Source organism: Polymorphobacter megasporae (genome assembly GCF_018982885.2).
GTDB classification, from domain to species: domain Bacteria; phylum Pseudomonadota; class Alphaproteobacteria; order Sphingomonadales; family Sphingomonadaceae; genus Polymorphobacter_B; species Polymorphobacter_B megasporae.
The window spans coordinates 19,086-35,218 of the sequence record NZ_CP081848.1 but is presented as its reverse complement, the minus strand read 5'-3'; the positions used below and the strand labels follow the sequence as shown (position 1 = coordinate 35,218).

Genomic DNA, 16,133 nt, shown 5'->3' with positions numbered 1-16,133 from the left:
AAATGCGAGCGATTGCCGGGGCGACGGGGCACCGGTATCCCTGCGGCCGATGCGAGCACTCGTCCCCGTCCTGTCGATTGCCTTGCTGGCGGCGCCAGCCTTCGCCGCGCGCGTCACCGGGCTGAGCGTGACGGGCGATCCGGCGACGGTGACGGTCGAGATCGACGGGCCGGTTGAAACGGTCAAGCTGTTCGCGCTCGACACGCCGCCGCGGCTCGTCGTCGATATCGGCGGGGCCGACGCCGCACGACGGATCGCAACGTCGGGGGTGCCGGGGTCGGCGACATCGACGCGGGCGCGGATTGGGCCATTCGATGCCGACACCGCGCGGCTGGTGATCGACCTGCCGCGACCGATGGGGCTCGGCGCGGCGGCGATCGACGGGCATGCGCTCGTCCTCCGCCTGTCGCCGGTCGACGCCGCCGGGTTCGCCCGGGAGATTGCGCGCGGCAGGCACCCGGTCTCGACGACGATGCTCGCGGTCGATTTCAACCTCGGCGACGACGTCATGGGGGGCGATGCCGCCGCGTCGCCGCCGCCGCCGAAACGCCCCGGCAAGCGCGCGCTCGTCGTCATCGATCCGGGCCATGGCGGCAAGGATTCGGGGACGATCAGCAGTCTCGGCGGGTACGAAAAGAACGTCGTCCTCGCGATCGCGCTCGCCGCTGCCGACGTGCTGCGCCGCGACGGGCAGGTCCGGGTGAAGATGACCCGCGACGACGACACGTTCGTCCCGCTCGGCGAGCGCGTCGCGATCGCGCGGGCCGCGAAGGCCGACCTGTTCGTCTCGGTCCACGCCGACAGCGCGCCCAACCCCGACGCCCACGGCGCCAGCGTCTATACTTTGTCCGAGACCGCGTCGGACGTCGTCGCGGCGCGGCTGGCGGCGCGCGAGAACCAGGCCGACGTCATCGCCGGCGTCGACCTCCGCGCCGACGCTCCCGAGGTCGGCGACATCATGATCGACCTCGTCCAGCGGTCGACGATGAACGTCTCGGTCGGGTTCGCCGAAACCTTGGGGACGAGCCTCGGCGACCGGATCGGCTTTCGCGGCGAATTCCACCACTTCGCCGGGTTCCGCGTGTTGAAGGCCGCCGACGTGCCGTCGGTGCTGCTCGAGACCGGCTACCTGTCGAACGATGGCGATGCCCGGCTGCTCGAATCGGCGGCGGGGCAGAAGCGGATCGGCGAAGGCATCGCCCGCGCGATCGAGGCGCATTTCGCAAAGTCGCGCTAGTTGCACCGTCACGTTTCATGCCCACATTCGCGGGGTAGATCGAGGAGACGATGATGACCGAATTTGCGACGATCGCCGGGGGCTGTTTCTGGTGCACCGAGGCGGTGTTCGACTCGCTGACCGGCGTCCAGGCGGTCGAGTCGGGGTATATTGGCGGCCACGTCACCGACCCGTCGTACGCGGCGGTCTGCACCGGCCGGACCGGGCACGCCGAGGCGGTGCGGATCACCTTCGACGAGGCGCAGATCAGCTATGCCGACCTGCTCGACATCTTCTTTCATACGCACGACCCGACGACGCTAAACCGGCAGGGGGCCGACGCCGGGACGCAGTATCGCTCCGCGATCTTCCCGCATTCTCCCGAGCAGCGCGCCGAGGCCGAGGAAGCGATCGAACGGAACCAGGCCGACTGGGACCAGCCGATCGTCACCACGATCGAGCCGCTCGCGCCGTGGTACAAGGCCGAGCAGTACCATCAGCAATATTACGCGAACAACCCGAACGCGGGCTATTGTGCCGCGGTCGTCGGGCCGAAGATGGCGAAGTTCCGCAAGGGCTATGCGGCGCGGCTGAAGGCGGCGTAACCTCCCCAAAATAAGGGGAGAATGCCATGACGATGTTCGACGACTGGCGGGCGCGTTCGCCGTTCTACGACGAGACGCACACCGCCGTCGCCGACTCGGTCCGTCGCTTCGTCGCCGCCGAGGTCGCCCCAAACATCGACGCGTGGGAAGACGCCCGCTCGCTGCCGCGCGACCTCCACAGAAAAGCGGCGGCGGCGGGCATTCTCGGCCTCGGTTATCCGGAAGAGTTTGGCGGGCACAGCGACGGCTTCGATATCTTCCATTCGCTGACCCAGTCGGAGGAGCTCGCGAGCGTCGGCGCGGGCGGGCTGACCGCGTCGCTGATGACGCACGGCATCGGCCTCCCGCCGATCCTCGCGCTCGGCTCGGACGAGATGAAGCGGCGCATCGCGCCGGCGGTGCTCAGCGGCGACAAGATCATCGCGCTCGGCATCACCGAGGCGGGCGGCGGGTCCGACGTCGCCGCGCTGACGACACGCGCGGAGAAAGTCGGCAACAAATACGTCGTCAACGGCGGCAAGATGTTCATCACTTCGGGGATGCGCGCCGACTATGTCACCGTCGCGGTCCGCACCGGCGGTCCCGGGATGGGCGGCATCTCGCTGATGCTGATCGAAGCCGGCATGCCGGGCTTTACCCGCACCCCGCTCGAGAAAATGGGTTGGCACTGCTCCGACACCGCCGCGCTGTATTTCGACAATGTCGAGGTGCCGCCCGAAAACATGATCGGGCCCGAAAACGCCGGTTTCGGCGGGATCATGCGCAACTTCAACGGCGAGCGGCTCGGCATGGCGCATTCGTGCTGCGCCTTCGCCCGGGTGTGTCTCAAGGAAGCGGTCGAGTGGGCGACGACGCGCGAGACCTTCGGCAAGCGGCTCGCGCAGCACCAGTCGATCCGGATCAAGCTCGCCGACATGGCGCGACAGATCAATGCGACGCAGGCGTGGGTCGATCTGTGCGCGTGGCAGGTCAAGCACGGCAAGGGCCTCCCCGCCGACTTCGCAATGCTCAAGGTCCAGGCGACGCGGATGCTCGAAAGCGTCGCGCGCGAGGCGGCGCAGGTCTTGGGCGGCGCAAGCTACCTCAAGGGCAGCAAGGTCGAGCGCATCTACCGCGAGGTCCGCGTCAACGCGATCGGCGGCGGCAGCGAGGAGATCATGCTCGACCTCGCCGGACGCCAGCTCGGCTACAACTGAGCGGTGAAGGCGAGCGACTGCGCCAGCGGCAGCAGGCAGGCGGCGCAAGGATTGCCGGTGAGGTCGATCAGCGCCTGACCCGCTGCACCCTCGGGGGTCGCCGAGCGCAGGACGAACAGCAGCACCCCCTCGTCGGCGAGCAGCATCGCGCAATTCGGATCGCCGATGACGAGGCGGCGGCGCGCGTGATTCGACAGCCCGAGCAGCCAGCAGCGCAGCAGATGCTCGATCGCCAATCCCTCGTCGCCGTAGCGGACGTGAAGCGCGACCTGAACGGTATGGCAGCGCGGCCACGCGACGACCATCCGCCGCAACGACCACAGGATCAGCCCCTCGTCACCGGGAAGATCGGTCCATACGCTCGGCTCGCGGCGAAAGGCATCGTGGTCGATCAGCATCAGCGGCGCTCCATCACTCGAGCGCATCTGACCGCTATTGAGAATGAATTGCAAGAATGATTTTGATCTTTCACATGCGATCTTGATCCTTTCCGGCACGGGTATCGATGGTATCGATCCTCCCCGCCTTCGGGGAGGTGGCGCGCCCTTGCGCGACGGAGGGGCGGTCGAGCGGGCTCGAATTGTGAGTTCGCACCACTGCCCCTCCACCACGCCAAAGAGGGCGCGGTCCCCCTCCCCGAAGGCGGGGAGGATCTTAGGGGCGCGGGGCTGCTGCTCGCCGGAGCCGGTCGTTGATTGCGGCACCGACGCCGGTTTCGGGGATCGGGGCAACGGCGATGCGTTTCGCCCCGCTCGCCTGCGCGGCGTGGAGAGCGGCGAACAGCGCCGCCGCAGCTTCGTCTAGATCGCCCAATTCCGACAGGTTAAGGTCGCCCGCGACGGGTCCGAAGCCGATCAGGAACTCGCCCGCTTCGGCGCAGGTCGCGTCGAGGCGAAGTGGCTGGGTCGGCGCATAATGGCTCGCGAGCTGGCCCGGCGCGACGATGCCCGGTCCGGCCGCGGCGGTGATGCCGAGCAGCGCGGCGTCGATTCCGCCCGGGCGGAGGAGCGAGACGCGGTCGCTGTCGACGCGGACGATCGCGCTTTCGAGGCCCCCCGGTGTCGCCCCGCCATCAACGATCAGCGGGATGCGCCCGCCAAGGCTCGCGGCGACGTGCGCGGCGGTCGTCGGACTGATCGTCCCGCTCGCGTTTGCCGACGGCGCTGCGAGCGGACGGCCGAACGCAGTCAGGACGGCGCGCATCACCGGGTGCGCCGGAACGCGGACCGCAAGCGTCGCCAAATCGGCGGTGACGTCGGGCGCGATGCCGTTGCCGGGGCGCGCCGGGAGGACGAGCGTCAGCGGTCCTGGCCAGAAGCGGTCTGCTAGCGCCCGTGCGATATCATCGACCTCGACCAATTGCTCGGCGGCGGCGAGGTCGGCGACATGGACGATCAGCGGGTTGAACCCCGGGCGGCCCTTCGCGGCGTAGATTGCCGCGACTGCGGCGGGGTCGGTCGCATCCCCCGCGAGGCCGTAGACCGTCTCGGTCGGCAGCGCGACGACATGTCCTTGAGCGAGGAACGCGACTGCGCGCGCGATCCCGGCGGCGTCGGCGGCGACGGTTTCGGTCATGATCGCGCCGAACCCTGACAGGTGAACGGAAGCGCGCAAGCTCAGCGCTTCCGGCGGCTGTCCAACCAGCCGAGGACCACCACCGCGAGCAGGCCGACGCCGAGCCCGATGACGATGCCGAGCGATCCCTCGCCGAGCTTGACCCCGACGCCTGCTCCGACGAGCAGGGAGATCGCAAGGATGATGCCGCCGCCTTTTTGCATGGTGGTCTCATCGCGGGGATCGCGCGCCAGCGCAAGCCATGCGGCCATTCGTGCCGTCAGGGCGGCCACCCGCGCCACCGCTGCTTTGCGCTCCCCGGCGCGGCGGGTTAGACCTTGCGGCATGATCGTTTGTTCCGCCGGCGTCCGCGCTGCGCTTGCAGTGGGAGGGTGCTGGGCGGGACTGGGCTGGGCGAGCGTCGTCGTCGCTCAGGGGACCGCTGCGCAGGGCACGGTAACGCAGGGGACCGCGCCCCAGATCGGTCCACCCGACACGCTCGCGCCGCGCCCGGGGATCACCGTGCCGTGGCCCGACGCCGCCGCCGCACCCGGAGCCGCCGCCCCCGAGGCCGTGACCAGCGGCGACGTCCGCTACACCGTGGCGCTGACCGGGCTCGACGATCGCCTCGCACCGCGCTTCCGGACCGAGTCGGCGCTGTTCAAGGGGCGCGGCGCGGTCGCCAACCTCGCGCAGATCAACCGCCGCGCTGCCGACGACCGCGACCTGATCGACCTGCTCCTCCGTAGCCTCGGCTATTACGGCGGCCGGACGGTGACGACGATCGTGCAGGGGAATGCGCCCGGGACGCCCGTCGCGGTGACGCTCGCGGTCGATCCGGGGCCGCTGTACCACGTCGCCGAGGTCAGGCTGACGTTGCCGCCGAATACCCCCGCCGGGTTGGTCGAGGGCGGGATCGGGGTCAAGGCGGGCGACCCGCTCGGCGCCGCGGCGATCGCGGCGGGGCAGGACGGGCTCAAGGCGTATCTCAGCGTCCGCGGCCACCCGTTCGCGACGATCGATCCGCCCGAGATCGAGGTCGACCACGCCACCCGCACCGCGACGCTGACGCAGCACGTCGACCCGGGAGCCGCGGGGCGCTTCGGGCGCATTCGGGTCGACGGCAAGTCGGTCGTCGGCCAGGCCGGCATCGAGCGTCTTGCGCGCTGGCACCCCGGCGACCCGTACACCGCCACCGATCTTGACGATCTTCGCCGCGCCTTGATCGCGACCGGGCTTGTCGGCGGGGTGACGCTCGCGCCCATAGCCGCGGGGCCGGCGCCCGGCGGCGGCGAGACGATCGACGTCGTCGTCCATACCGACACCGCGCCGCTCCGCACCGTCGCCGCGACGGGGGGCTATTCGACCTCGCAAGGCGCGCGGCTCGAGGCGAGCTGGGAGCATCGCAACCTGCTGCCGCCGAACGGCGCGGTGACCTTCCGCGCGATCGCCGCCGAGCACGAGCAGCTGCTCGGGGCCGAACTGCGCCGCCAGAACTGGCGGTCGCGCGACACGACATTGGTCTTCGACATCTTCGGCGATTCGGCGACGCAGGACGCGTTCAATGCGCGGACGATCCAGGTCGGCGCGACGATCGAGCGCGAGACCAACCTGATCTGGCAGAAGCAGTGGTATTATTCGCTCGGCACGCAGGCGCTGATCTCGATCGAACGCGACAAGAGCGCGCCGGGCAACCCGCTCAAGACCTATTATATCGCCGCGACCCCGGCGAGCCTGACGTACGACGGGTCGAACAACCTGCTCGATCCGACGCGCGGCTTCCGCCTGACCGGGCGCGCCTCGCCTGAACTGTCGTTCGCCAGCGGCACGTTCCCCTACGTCAAGCTTCAGGTTGAGGCGACCAAGTACGTCCCGCTCACCGACCGCATCACCTTCGCCGCGCGCGGGCATCTCGGGACGATCGCCGGGGCGTCGAAGGGCGACATCGCGCCGTCGCGGCGCTTCTACGCCGGCGGCGGCGGGTCGGTCCGTGGCTACGGCTATCAGGCGGTCGGGCCGAAGGACGCCGACGGTAGCCCGCGCGGCGGTGACTCGATTGCCGAGGCGAGCGTCGAGGCGCGCTTCCGGCTCGGCGACTTCGGCGTCGTGCCGTTCTTCGACGCAGGCGAGATCGACACCGCGACGATCCCGCGCTTCCGCGACGTCCGCTACGGCGCGGGCATCGGCGCACGATATTATACGAGCTTCGGCCCGGTCCGGATCGACGTCGCGACGCCGATCAACCCGCAGAAGGGCGACGCCCGCGTCCAGTTCTACGTGTCGATCGGGCAGGCGTTCTGATGGCGCGCAAGCCGACCGGCTGGGTCAAGCGCCACGTCCGCCTCGTCACCTGGATCATGGTCGTCGCGCTCGCGCTGGCGGGGCTGGTCTGGGGCGGGCGGCTGTATCTTGCGAGCGAGTCGGGGCGCGGCGCCGTGGTGCGGCTGCTCGGGCTGTACGCGCCGAAGTCGGGGTTGCGCGTCGGCGTCGGGCGGATCGAGGGCGACATCTTCGGTCATGCGCGGCTCCACGACCTGACGCTCGGCGACCCTGACGGCGTGTTCGCGCGGGTGCCGTTGCTCGACCTCGACTGGCGGCCGCTCGCGCTGATCGACAACCGGCTCAGCGTGCGGTCGGCGGTGGCGAGCGACGCGATCGTGCTGCGCCGGCCAAGGCTCCGCCCGAGCGCCGACAAGCGCGTGCTGCCCGGCATCGATATCGTCGTCGACCGGCTGCGGATCGACCGGCTGGTCCTCGCCGCCCCGGTCACCGGCATCGCCGAGACGATCGCGCTCGGCGGCTCGGCCGACATCCGCAAGGGCCGAGCGCGGGTCGATGCCGCCGCGACGAGCGCAATCGGCGGCGACGTAATCCGTGTCCACCTCGACGCCGTCCCCGACCGCGATGCGCTCGACCTCGCCGCGACGATCGCCGCCCCGGCGCACGGTACGATCGCGCGGCTGGCGGGGTTCGCTGCGCCGTTTGAGCTGACGGTCGGTGGCAAGGGGACGTGGCAAGACTGGCACGGCAGTGCGACCGCGCGGCTTGGGCGGGTGCAGCTCGCCGACCTCGCGCTGGCGGCGAACGCGGGACGTTTCGTCGTGACCGGGACGACGGCGCCGTCGTCGATGTTCGGCGGTGGGTTAGCCCGTGTGACGTCGCCGATCGTGCGTGTGCGGGCCGATGTGCGCGTGGTCGAGCGGGTGCTCAGCGGGACCCTTGCCGCCGCCTCGCCGGTCATCGCGGCGACCGCGAGCGGCAGCGCCGACTTCGGCAACGAGACCTTCGACCGCCTCCGGGTCGAGGCGCGCCTGCTCAAGCCGGCCGCGTTCCTGCCGCGCCTTAGCGGGCGTGATATTGCCTTGAACGCGACCGTCGGCGGGACGTTCGCGAGCCCGGCGATCGACTATGTGCTGACCAGTCCGGCGTTCGCGTGGGGGCCGACCGGCTTCGTCGGTTTCCGCGCGACCGGGCGTACAAACGGGCACAGTATCCCGATCGTCGCGACCGCCGCGCGGGTCGAGAACGTGGGGCCGGACATTGCACCGCTGCTGGCTAACCTACGGATAACAGGGGCCTTGGCGGTCGAGAACGGGCAGGTCACGTCGCCCGCACTCGCGGTGCAGAGCGCGCGGATCGCGGGGACGATGACGCTGCGGCTCGGCCTCGGCGATGGCGATTATGCGGTCGGCTTCGATGGACGGCTGCCGCACTTCAGGATCGGTGAGATCGGAATCGCCGACGTCGCCGCGAAGGTGCGCATCGCCCCTGACGCAACCGGGGGGACGCGCGTCGCCGGCACCGTTCGTGCCGCCGCGACGCAGATCGACGGCGGCTTCTTCCGCAGCATCTTCGCCGGGCTGCCGGTGGTGACGACGACGATCGACGTCGCCCCCGACCTGTCGATGCGTTTCACCGACCTCCGCCTAATCGCGCCGGGATTCGAGCAATCGGGGAGCGGCACGCGCGCGCCCGACGGCAGCGTCCATCTCGTCACTCGCGGCGCGTCGAAGACCTATGGCGCGGCGACGATCGACCTTGCCGGGCAGCTCGATTCGCCGGTGGTCGACGTCGCCCTCCCTGCACCGGGCTTCGGCCTGACCGCCGTCACAGCGCACGCGGTAGAGGCCCCCGATGGCTGGCGAGTTGCGGCGCGCGGCGGCTCGGCGATCGGTCCGGCGACGGCGAACGCATTGATCCGGACCAGCGGAGCCGCGATCGACGTCGATGCCGCCGCTGCCGGTGTGACCCTGCGCGGAACGCTGGTGCCCGATGCCGATGCGCTCGTCACCGGGCGGCTCGCGGTCGGCGGCGCGGGGTTGAACGGGAGCCTCGTCCTCGCGCCTGCCGGATCGGCGCAACGCGGCGACGTCGTCCTCGCCGCCGCCAATGCCCGGCTCGGCGGCGTCGCGATCGGGCGTGGCAACGTCACCGCGCGGATCGTCGCCGGGCCGGGCGAGCCGTCGATCGACGCCAAGTTCGCGCTCGGTGATGTCCGCACTGCCGGGACGACGCTGGCGACGCTGTCCGGGACGATCGCCGACGCCACCGGGCGCGGCACTGCGACGCTCGCGCTCGCCGGGGTCGCCGGGGTCCCGTTCAACGCCACCATCGACGCACGAGGATCGGCCGACCACCTCGATATCGGTGCGGCGGCAACGGTCGACGGGCGCAAGCTGACGCTCGACCACCGCGCGCAGGTCGACCGCGGCGGAGCGGCGTGGCGGCTCGCTCCAGTCGTCGTCCAGACTCCCGATGGCCGCGTCGAACTTGCCGGGAGCTTCGGCAGCGGACTCAGCGGTTCGGTCCGCCTCGACAATCTCGGCCTGTCGCTGCTGACGCTGTTCGACCCCGGCTACAACTTCGCCGGGCACGCGTCGGGGACGATCGCCTTCGCTGTGCCCGCCACCGCCGCGCCGACCGGATCGCTCGCGCTGCGCATCGCCGGGCTCAGCCGCTCGGGCCTCGCGTCGTCGTCGCAACCTATCGACCTCGCGGTCAACGCCGCGCTTTCTGCGTCCTCGGCGAGCGCGCGTGCAGTTGTCGTCCGCGGCGGCGCGACGCTGGGGCGCGCGCAGGCCGAACTGACGCTCGGCAGCGAGCCAAACCTGCGAGACCGGCTCTTCGCCGCGCCGCTCTTCGCGCAGGCGCGCTTCGCGGGTCCGGCCGAGGCGGTATGGCTGCTCAGCGGAGTCGAGGCGCTCGACGTTCGCGGGCCGATCACCGCGGCGGTCGACGCGGGCGGGCGGCTCGGCGATCCCCGGCTGACGGGGTCGATCGCGGTGACGGGCGGGCGGGTCGAGAACGTCGCGCTCGGCACGGTGATCGACAACGTCAAGCTCTACGGGCGCTTCACCGGCTCCCGGCTCGACCTCGCCGCGTTCTCGGGAACGGTCGGCAAGGATGGCAGGATTTCGGGGAGCGGCGGGGTCGACCTGTCGGCCGAACGCGGCTTCCCGGTCGACGTCACGACGAAGCTCGACAACGCCCAGATCCTCAACCGCGACGACTTGCGCGCGACCGCGAGCGGAACGCTGCGGCTCCACAGCGACGAGAGCGGCGGCAAGATTTCGGGATCGCTCGATATCGTCCGCGCGCGCTACCGCTTCGGGCGCGGCGGCACGACGAGCGACATCCCCGTCGTCGCGGTTACCGAACGCAACGTCGAACTCCTTGGCCGCGCGCCGCCGCGGGTCGTCAAGCCGACCTTATGGTCGCTCGATATCGCCGCGTCGGCGCGCGACAATGTCGACGTCGCCGGGCTCGGCCTGACCTCGACATGGCGCGGCGACCTCAAGCTCAAGGGCCGCGCGACCGCGCCCGAATTCTCCGGCGTCGTGAAGATGGTGCGCGGCGACTACGACTTCGCCGGCAAGCGCTTCAACCTGACCCGCGGCGATGTCCGCTTCGACGGCAAGAATCCGCCCGACCCGGTGATCGACCTCGCCGCCGAGAACACGAGTTCGGGGTTTACCGCGCAGCTCAGCCTGACCGGCACCGCGCTTCACCCCGACATCAAGTTCAGCTCGACCCCGGCGCTCCCCGAGGACGAGGTACTGTCGCGGGTGCTGTTCGGGACGTCGATCACAACGCTTTCGGCCCCCGAGGCGGTCCAGCTTGCGGGGGCGCTCGCGTCGTTGCGCGGCGGCAAGGGCGGCAAGCTCGACCCGTTCAATGCGGTGCGCAAAACGCTGCGGATCGACCGGCTGCGGGTGCTCCCGGCTGACATTGCTACCGGGCGCAAGACGTCGATCGCGGCGGGCGAGTATATCGGGCGGCGGCTGTACGTCGAGCTGTCGACCGACGCGCAGGGCTATTCGGCGAGCGCGATCGAGGTCGCGCTGACGCGGTCGCTGTCGATCCTGTCGGACGTCGCGACGCTCGGCGGGACGAGCGTCAACCTGCGGCTCAAGCGCGACTATTGAACCAACACCCCGCGATAGGCATTTCCGCATCGGTTAGTGGAGATCAGTCATGCTCGGTCGGTTAGTGTCGATGATCGCGGGGCGCAGCATTGCGCGGACGATCGGGGGCGCCGCGTCGGGACCGGCGGGCGCGGCGATTGGTGTCCTGCTACCGACGGTGTTGCGGCGCATGGGTCCGCAGGGAATGATCGTCGCGGCGCTTGGTGGCTACGTCGTCAAGAAAGCGATGAAGAAATACGCCGTGACCAAGGCGGTATAACTCGGTATCCGCCGCGTTCAGCCACCGGTCATATGCTTTTGACTATGGCTCAGATTGACGCCATAGTTTTTGCTCTGGCTTGCTGATGAGGATGACCGTGGCCACCCGAGCCCTCGACACCCGTGCCCGCCGTTACGACCCGGCGGAAACGCGCCAGCGTGTTCTCGAGGCGGCTAACCTGTTGTTTTCGACCAAGGGCTATGCATGCACCGGGACCGCCGACATCGCCCGCGCGGCGGATGTCTCGGAAGGATCGATCTTCTACCATTTCGGGTCGAAGAAGAACCTGCTGGTCGACATCGGCAAGATGTACGGCGAGCGGATGATCGCGGTGATGCAGGGCGACGATGCGCTCGAGGATCTCGACCCAGGGATGATGGTCTCGCGGTGCATCGAGTTCTGCGTCGAGCACAAGGAATGGGAAGCGCTGACCGGCGAATCCTGCTGCGAGGGCAAGCCCAAGACGATGATGGCTGCCGAGGCCGAGCCGTTCTATCACGCCTCGCGTGAAGTGACCGTCGCATGGGTCGCCGAACAGATGACCGCCCGGATGGCGAAGCAGGGCATCACCGGAGTCAATATCCCGGTCGCGGCGTCGCTGACCTATGCCGTCGTCGGCGAGACGATCGAGGCGGTGCTGAGCACCGAAGACCCCGACCGGCGGCGTGCGGTGATGGATGAGACGGTGCGCTTCATTCGCGCCGCTTGCGGCTACAAGAGCGCGTGAATTTCGCCCCGCGACGGACGATCCTCGACCTCGGCTCCAGCTTCTACGATCCGGTCGCCGCCACCGATTTTCCGCAGACGATCCTCCGTTTCAGGAACGACCGTGCTGCTGAAAGCATCGGCCTTGATGGCTTAAGCGACGCGGAGTGGGTCGCGCACTTCGGCCGCTTCGCACCGCTCGAAGGAAGCCTCGAGACGCCGCTCGCGCTGCGGTATCACGGGCACCAGTTCCGCGTGTATAATCCCGACCTCGGCGACGGGCGCGGCTTCCTGTTCGCGCAGCTTGCCGACGATCGCGGGCGGCTGATGGACCTTGGCACCAAGGGGTCGGGAACGACGCCGTGGAGCCGCGCGGGTGACGGCCGGCTGACACTGAAAGGCGCGATGCGCGAGGTGCTCGCGACCGAGATGCTCGAGGCGCTTGGGGTCGATACGTCGCGGACGCTGTCGGTGGTCGAGACCGGCGAGGAACTCGACCGCGGCGACGAACCATCGCCGACGCGGAGCGCGGTGCTCGTCCGGCTCAGCCACAGCCATGTCCGCTACGGCAGCTTCCAGCGGCTCGCGGCGCTCAGCGACAGCGCCGGGCTGGCGCGGCTGACTACCTATGTACTGGCGAACTACTTCGGCACCGTCGACGCGCCCGACCCGTACGCTGCGCTGATCGGTCATGCGGTGACCAATGCCGCGCGGCAGGCGGCGGCGATGATGGCGGCAGGGTTCGTCCACGGCGTCCTCAACACCGACAACATCAACATCACCGGCGAGAGCTTCGACTACGGCCCGTACCGCTTCGCGCAGACGTGGGACCCTGATTTCACCGCGGCGTATTTCGACCATCGCGGCCTCTACAGCTTCGGCCGCCAGCCCGAGGCGCTGCAGTGGAATGTCTTCCAGCTCGCGGGCGCGTTGCGGGTGATGGCGCCGCTCGAATCGCTCAAGCCGGCGCTCGAAACCTATGGCGAGCGCTACACCACCGCGCTGACGGCGGCATTGCTCAAGCGGCTTGGCGTCGTGCCGCGCGACCCGGCGAGCGACCGCGCGCTCGCCGAGACACTGGTGACGACGCTCGAAGCGACCCGCGCCGGCCTCGACAAATTCTGGTTCGACTGGCGCGGCGGCAAGCGACGCGCACCCGGATACGACGGTCCTGAATTCGATGCTTTCGTCAAAGGGGTCGGCGACTACGCGCCCGCTGCGCCGCGCGACCACCCGTATTGGTCCGACGCTGCGGCATGCGGCTTGCCGATCGGCGAGATCGAAGCGATCTGGGAGCGCATCGCCGCCGCCGACGACTGGAGCGCGTTCATCGCGAAGGTCGCCGCGATCCGCCGCATGGGCGTGGCGATGGCGGGATGAGCGGCTGGACGGTCGAGGCAGCGAAGACCTGGTACGCCGTGCGGGCGTGGCCGCTCGGGTGCAACTTCATTCCCTCGACCGCGGTCAACCAGCTCGAGATGTGGCAGGCGGCGACGTTCGATCCGGTCACGATCGACCGTGAGCTCGGCTTTGCCGCCGGGGTCGGGATGAACGCGGTGCGCATTTTCCTCCACGACCTGCTGTGGCGCGACGACCCCGACGGCCTGCTCGACCGAATCGAGACCGTGCTCGGACTCGCCGACAAGCGCGGGATCGCTACGATGCCGGTGTTCTTCGATTCGTGCTGGAACCCCGCGCCGGTCAGCGGGCCGCAACCGCTGCCGCGGCCGGGGGTGCATAATTCGGCGTGGGTCCAATCGCCCGGCATGGCAGCGCTCGAAGATCCTTCGTCGCGGCCTCGGCTCGAAGCCTATGTCCGCGGGGTGGTCGGGCGCTTCGCCAACGATCGGCGCGTCCTTGCCTGGGATATCTGGAACGAGCCCGACAATGGGCCGGAGGTGGCGCAGCGCGACGCGGCGACGCTCGCGGCGAAGGCGGCGCTGGTCAAGCCGCTGCTCGCCGACGCGTTCGACTGGGCGCGCGCGGCGGGGCCTTCACAGCCGCTTACGAGCGCGATCTGGTCGGGCGACTGGTCGAAGCTCGACCGGATGACGCCAATCCAGCAGCTCCAGGTCACGTCGTCCGACATCGTCTCGTTCCACAACTACGACAAGGCCGAGGAGTTCGCGCGGCGCGTTGCGTATCTCGAAGCGTTCGAGCGCCCGATCCTGTGCACCGAATATCTCGCGCGGCCGCGCGGCAGCACGTTCCAGGCGATCCTGCCGGTCGCGAAGGCGGCCGGGGTCGGGGCGTTCAACTGGGGGTTGGTGCGCGGCGACACTCAAACCAACCTGCCATGGGACTCGTGGGACAGCCCCTACGTCGATCGTCCGGCAGGGGCCTGGTTCCACGACATCTTCAACGCCGACGGGACCCCGTTCGATCCCGCCGAGCCGATTTTCCTTCGCGCCGAAGCGCAGTCGTCCGTCTAGCGGCGTTTTAGGCGAGGACGGCGCTCGGGCGGCGGCGGCGAACCGCCGTGCCGACAAGGCCGAACCCGACGAGCATCAGCCCCCACATCGCCGGCTCGGGCACCGCGGCAACCGATACGCCGTCGAGAACCGCGATCGGCGGCAAGCCGACCGGCGTGCCATTCGACAGGAACGACAGGACCTGGCTGGTCGACTTCGCGTGGAACGTAAAGCTCTCGTGCATCCAGCCGGAGAAGCCCTGCGACGAGTTCGCGACGATCGCGGTCGTCTGCGTCGCGTTCCCGAAGCCGACAGCAAGCTGCTCGGTCGTCGGCCCCTGGCGGTTCTGCAGCTGCGACGCGCCCCAGTCGAACGAGACGACATATTCCTTGCCGGGCGTCAGTCCGGAAATCTGCTGGGTGAGATAACCGTGATTGGTCGGGTCGCCGTCGAGGGCGACGAAATTGCCGCCGGTCGGGCTGGCAACGAAGGACGGCGCGAGCATCTGACGGTCTGATCCGTACTGCGTCTCGGCGCTGACGGTCGTTGCCGTGGCCGGCGAGAAGTAAAGATTGAACGCCTCGTACGTCTGCGAAACCCAGCCGGTCGGGCCACTTTCAGGATTGTACCAAGTGTTGAACTCGGTGTTGTGAGTGTAGCCTGACTCGAAATCGCCATTCTGCACGAGATTCGTTGCAGCGGACACCTGCGTTGCCGCCAAGGCGACGCCTGTCGCAACCAACACTTTAAGAACATTACGCATATGCAACCAACTCCCGTTCGGCACCGCAGTACCGTCGCTTGATGACTTAGTGATAACGAAATCTCAAGAAAAGAAAATTGATCGTTAATTCACGTTGCCGATCCGTAACTATGCTCGGGTAACCTCTGGCGGCATGATGGATTGAACAAAGCGGCGGGATCGACGACACCGTCACGGCATCGTCGGCGCATGACTGGCGATCCGGGGAGCGCCGCCATGACCGATCATATCGCCGTGACGATCGATGGCGGGATCGCCGAAATCCGCTTCGCGCGGCCCGAAAAGAAGAACGCGATCACTGCAGCGATGTACGCGGCTATGCGCGATGCCCTGCTCGGCTGCGCGGTCGAGGACAGCGTCCGCGTCATCCTGTTCACCGCCGCTGGCGACAGCTTCACTGCGGGCAACGACCTCGCCGACTTCATGGCACCCCGGCCGGACAGTTCTTTGGGCGAACAGGCGGTGACCGGCTTCCTCCGCGCGATCGCCACCGCGCCGAAGCCGCTGATCGCCGCGGTGCGCGGCAATGCCGTCGGGGTCGGCACGACGATGCTGCTCCACTGCGACCTCGTCGTCGCAAGCGAGAACGCGCGGCTGCAGGTGCCGTTCGTCAACCTCGGGCTGGTGCCGGAGGCGGCAAGCTCGCTACTCCTGCCGCGCGTCATAGGGCATGCCCGGGCGAGTGCGATGGTCCTGCTCGGCGACGCGCTCGACGCGGCGACCGCGCTCGCAGCAGGGCTGGTCAACCGCGTCGTCCCCGATGGCGACGTCGAGACCGTCGCCCGCGCGATGGCGACGACGCTTGCGGCAAAGGCACCGACGGCGGTGCGGCTGGCGAAGGCGTTGCTCAAGGGCGACCTTGCCCCGGTCCTCGCGCGGATGGACGCCGAGGGGGTGCATTTCGCGGCGCAACTCAAGTCTGCCGAATGCCGCGAGGCGATTGCGGCTTTCTACGAAAAGCGCGCCCCGGACTTCAGCCGCGCGGCGTGAGGCGGGTCG

At 69.2% G+C, this 16,133-nt stretch carries 14 protein-coding genes; 10 read left to right on the top strand and 4 right to left on the bottom strand.

Features of this window, described 5'->3' with window-relative positions; genetic code table 11:
* Positions 1 to 49: 49 nt before the first annotated feature.
* Genes KTC28_RS00180 through KTC28_RS00170 form a run of 3 tightly spaced genes read left to right on the top strand, consistent with a single transcriptional unit; the run spans position 50 to position 3,017 of the window.
* The gene (locus tag KTC28_RS00180; RefSeq protein WP_216709020.1) at positions 50 to 1,237 is read left to right on the top strand and encodes an N-acetylmuramoyl-L-alanine amidase; all 1,188 of its coding nucleotides are present in this window, start codon (positions 50 to 52) and stop codon (positions 1,235 to 1,237) included.
* 50 nt (positions 1,238 to 1,287) lie between these two features.
* Entirely contained in the window at positions 1,288 to 1,821 is a 534-nt protein-coding gene (msrA, locus tag KTC28_RS00175) for a peptide-methionine (S)-S-oxide reductase MsrA (RefSeq protein WP_216709021.1), read from the top strand.
* A 26-nt stretch (positions 1,822 to 1,847) separates the two neighbouring features.
* Positions 1,848 to 3,017 carry an acyl-CoA dehydrogenase family protein gene (locus KTC28_RS00170; protein ID WP_216709022.1) on the top strand — a complete coding sequence of 390 codons (1,170 nt, stop codon included), beginning with the start codon at positions 1,848 to 1,850 and terminating at the stop codon, positions 3,015 to 3,017.
* Here KTC28_RS00170 and KTC28_RS00165 read toward each other — a convergent pair.
* The 3 genes from KTC28_RS00165 to KTC28_RS00155 all read right to left on the bottom strand — a co-directional run bounded on the left by KTC28_RS00165 (position 3,008) and on the right by KTC28_RS00155 (position 4,918).
* Complete coding sequence (locus tag KTC28_RS00165; RefSeq protein ID WP_223132263.1) at positions 3,008 to 3,442, bottom strand: hypothetical protein; 435 nt, start codon at positions 3,440 to 3,442, stop codon at positions 3,008 to 3,010. The genes KTC28_RS00170 and KTC28_RS00165 overlap by 10 nt on opposite strands.
* Positions 3,443 to 3,671: 229 nt before the next feature.
* Complete coding sequence (locus KTC28_RS00160; protein WP_216709342.1) at positions 3,672 to 4,592, bottom strand: L-threonylcarbamoyladenylate synthase; 921 nt, start codon at positions 4,590 to 4,592, stop codon at positions 3,672 to 3,674.
* A gap of 41 nt (positions 4,593 to 4,633) precedes the next feature.
* The gene (locus tag KTC28_RS00155; protein WP_216709024.1) at positions 4,634 to 4,918 is read right to left on the bottom strand and encodes a hypothetical protein; all 285 of its coding nucleotides are present in this window, start codon (positions 4,916 to 4,918) and stop codon (positions 4,634 to 4,636) included.
* On the opposite strand from KTC28_RS00155, the gene KTC28_RS00150 reads away from it, so the two are divergent.
* The 6 genes from KTC28_RS00150 (at position 4,917) to KTC28_RS00125 (ending at position 14,392) form a co-directional block, all read left to right on the top strand.
* On the top strand, positions 4,917 to 6,872 hold the full coding sequence (locus KTC28_RS00150) for an autotransporter assembly complex protein TamA (RefSeq protein ID WP_216709025.1): 1,956 nt from the start codon (positions 4,917 to 4,919) through the stop codon (positions 6,870 to 6,872). The genes KTC28_RS00155 and KTC28_RS00150 overlap by 2 nt on opposite strands.
* Positions 6,872 to 10,996 carry a translocation/assembly module TamB domain-containing protein gene (locus KTC28_RS00145; protein WP_216709026.1) on the top strand — a complete coding sequence of 1,375 codons (4,125 nt, stop codon included), beginning with the start codon at positions 6,872 to 6,874 and terminating at the stop codon, positions 10,994 to 10,996. Before KTC28_RS00150 ends, KTC28_RS00145 begins: the two co-directional genes overlap by 1 nt.
* A gap of 49 nt (positions 10,997 to 11,045) precedes the next feature.
* The gene (locus KTC28_RS00140) at positions 11,046 to 11,255 is read left to right on the top strand and encodes a hypothetical protein (protein ID WP_216709027.1); all 210 of its coding nucleotides are present in this window, start codon (positions 11,046 to 11,048) and stop codon (positions 11,253 to 11,255) included.
* A 97-nt stretch (positions 11,256 to 11,352) separates the two neighbouring features.
* Positions 11,353 to 11,982 (top strand): TetR/AcrR family transcriptional regulator, encoded by a 630-nt coding sequence (locus KTC28_RS00135; protein WP_216709028.1) that lies wholly within the window; start codon positions 11,353 to 11,355, stop codon positions 11,980 to 11,982.
* A complete protein-coding gene (locus tag KTC28_RS00130) occupies positions 11,979 to 13,340 on the top strand; it encodes a protein adenylyltransferase SelO family protein (protein ID WP_216709029.1) in 1,362 nt (453 codons plus the stop codon). The genes KTC28_RS00135 and KTC28_RS00130 overlap by 4 nt, the downstream gene beginning before the upstream one ends.
* Positions 13,337 to 14,392 (top strand): cellulase family glycosylhydrolase, encoded by a 1,056-nt coding sequence (locus KTC28_RS00125; protein WP_216709030.1) that lies wholly within the window; start codon positions 13,337 to 13,339, stop codon positions 14,390 to 14,392. The genes KTC28_RS00130 and KTC28_RS00125 overlap by 4 nt, the downstream gene beginning before the upstream one ends.
* Positions 14,393 to 14,399: 7 nt before the next feature.
* On the opposite strand, the gene KTC28_RS22595 is transcribed toward KTC28_RS00125, so the two are convergent.
* Entirely contained in the window at positions 14,400 to 15,134 is a 735-nt protein-coding gene (locus KTC28_RS22595; protein WP_226896209.1) for a PEPxxWA-CTERM sorting domain-containing protein, read from the bottom strand.
* A gap of 216 nt (positions 15,135 to 15,350) precedes the next feature.
* On the opposite strand from KTC28_RS22595, the gene KTC28_RS00115 reads away from it, so the two are divergent.
* A complete protein-coding gene (locus KTC28_RS00115; RefSeq protein ID WP_216709031.1) occupies positions 15,351 to 16,124 on the top strand; it encodes an enoyl-CoA hydratase in 774 nt (257 codons plus the stop codon).
* Positions 16,125 to 16,133 lie beyond the last annotated feature (9 nt).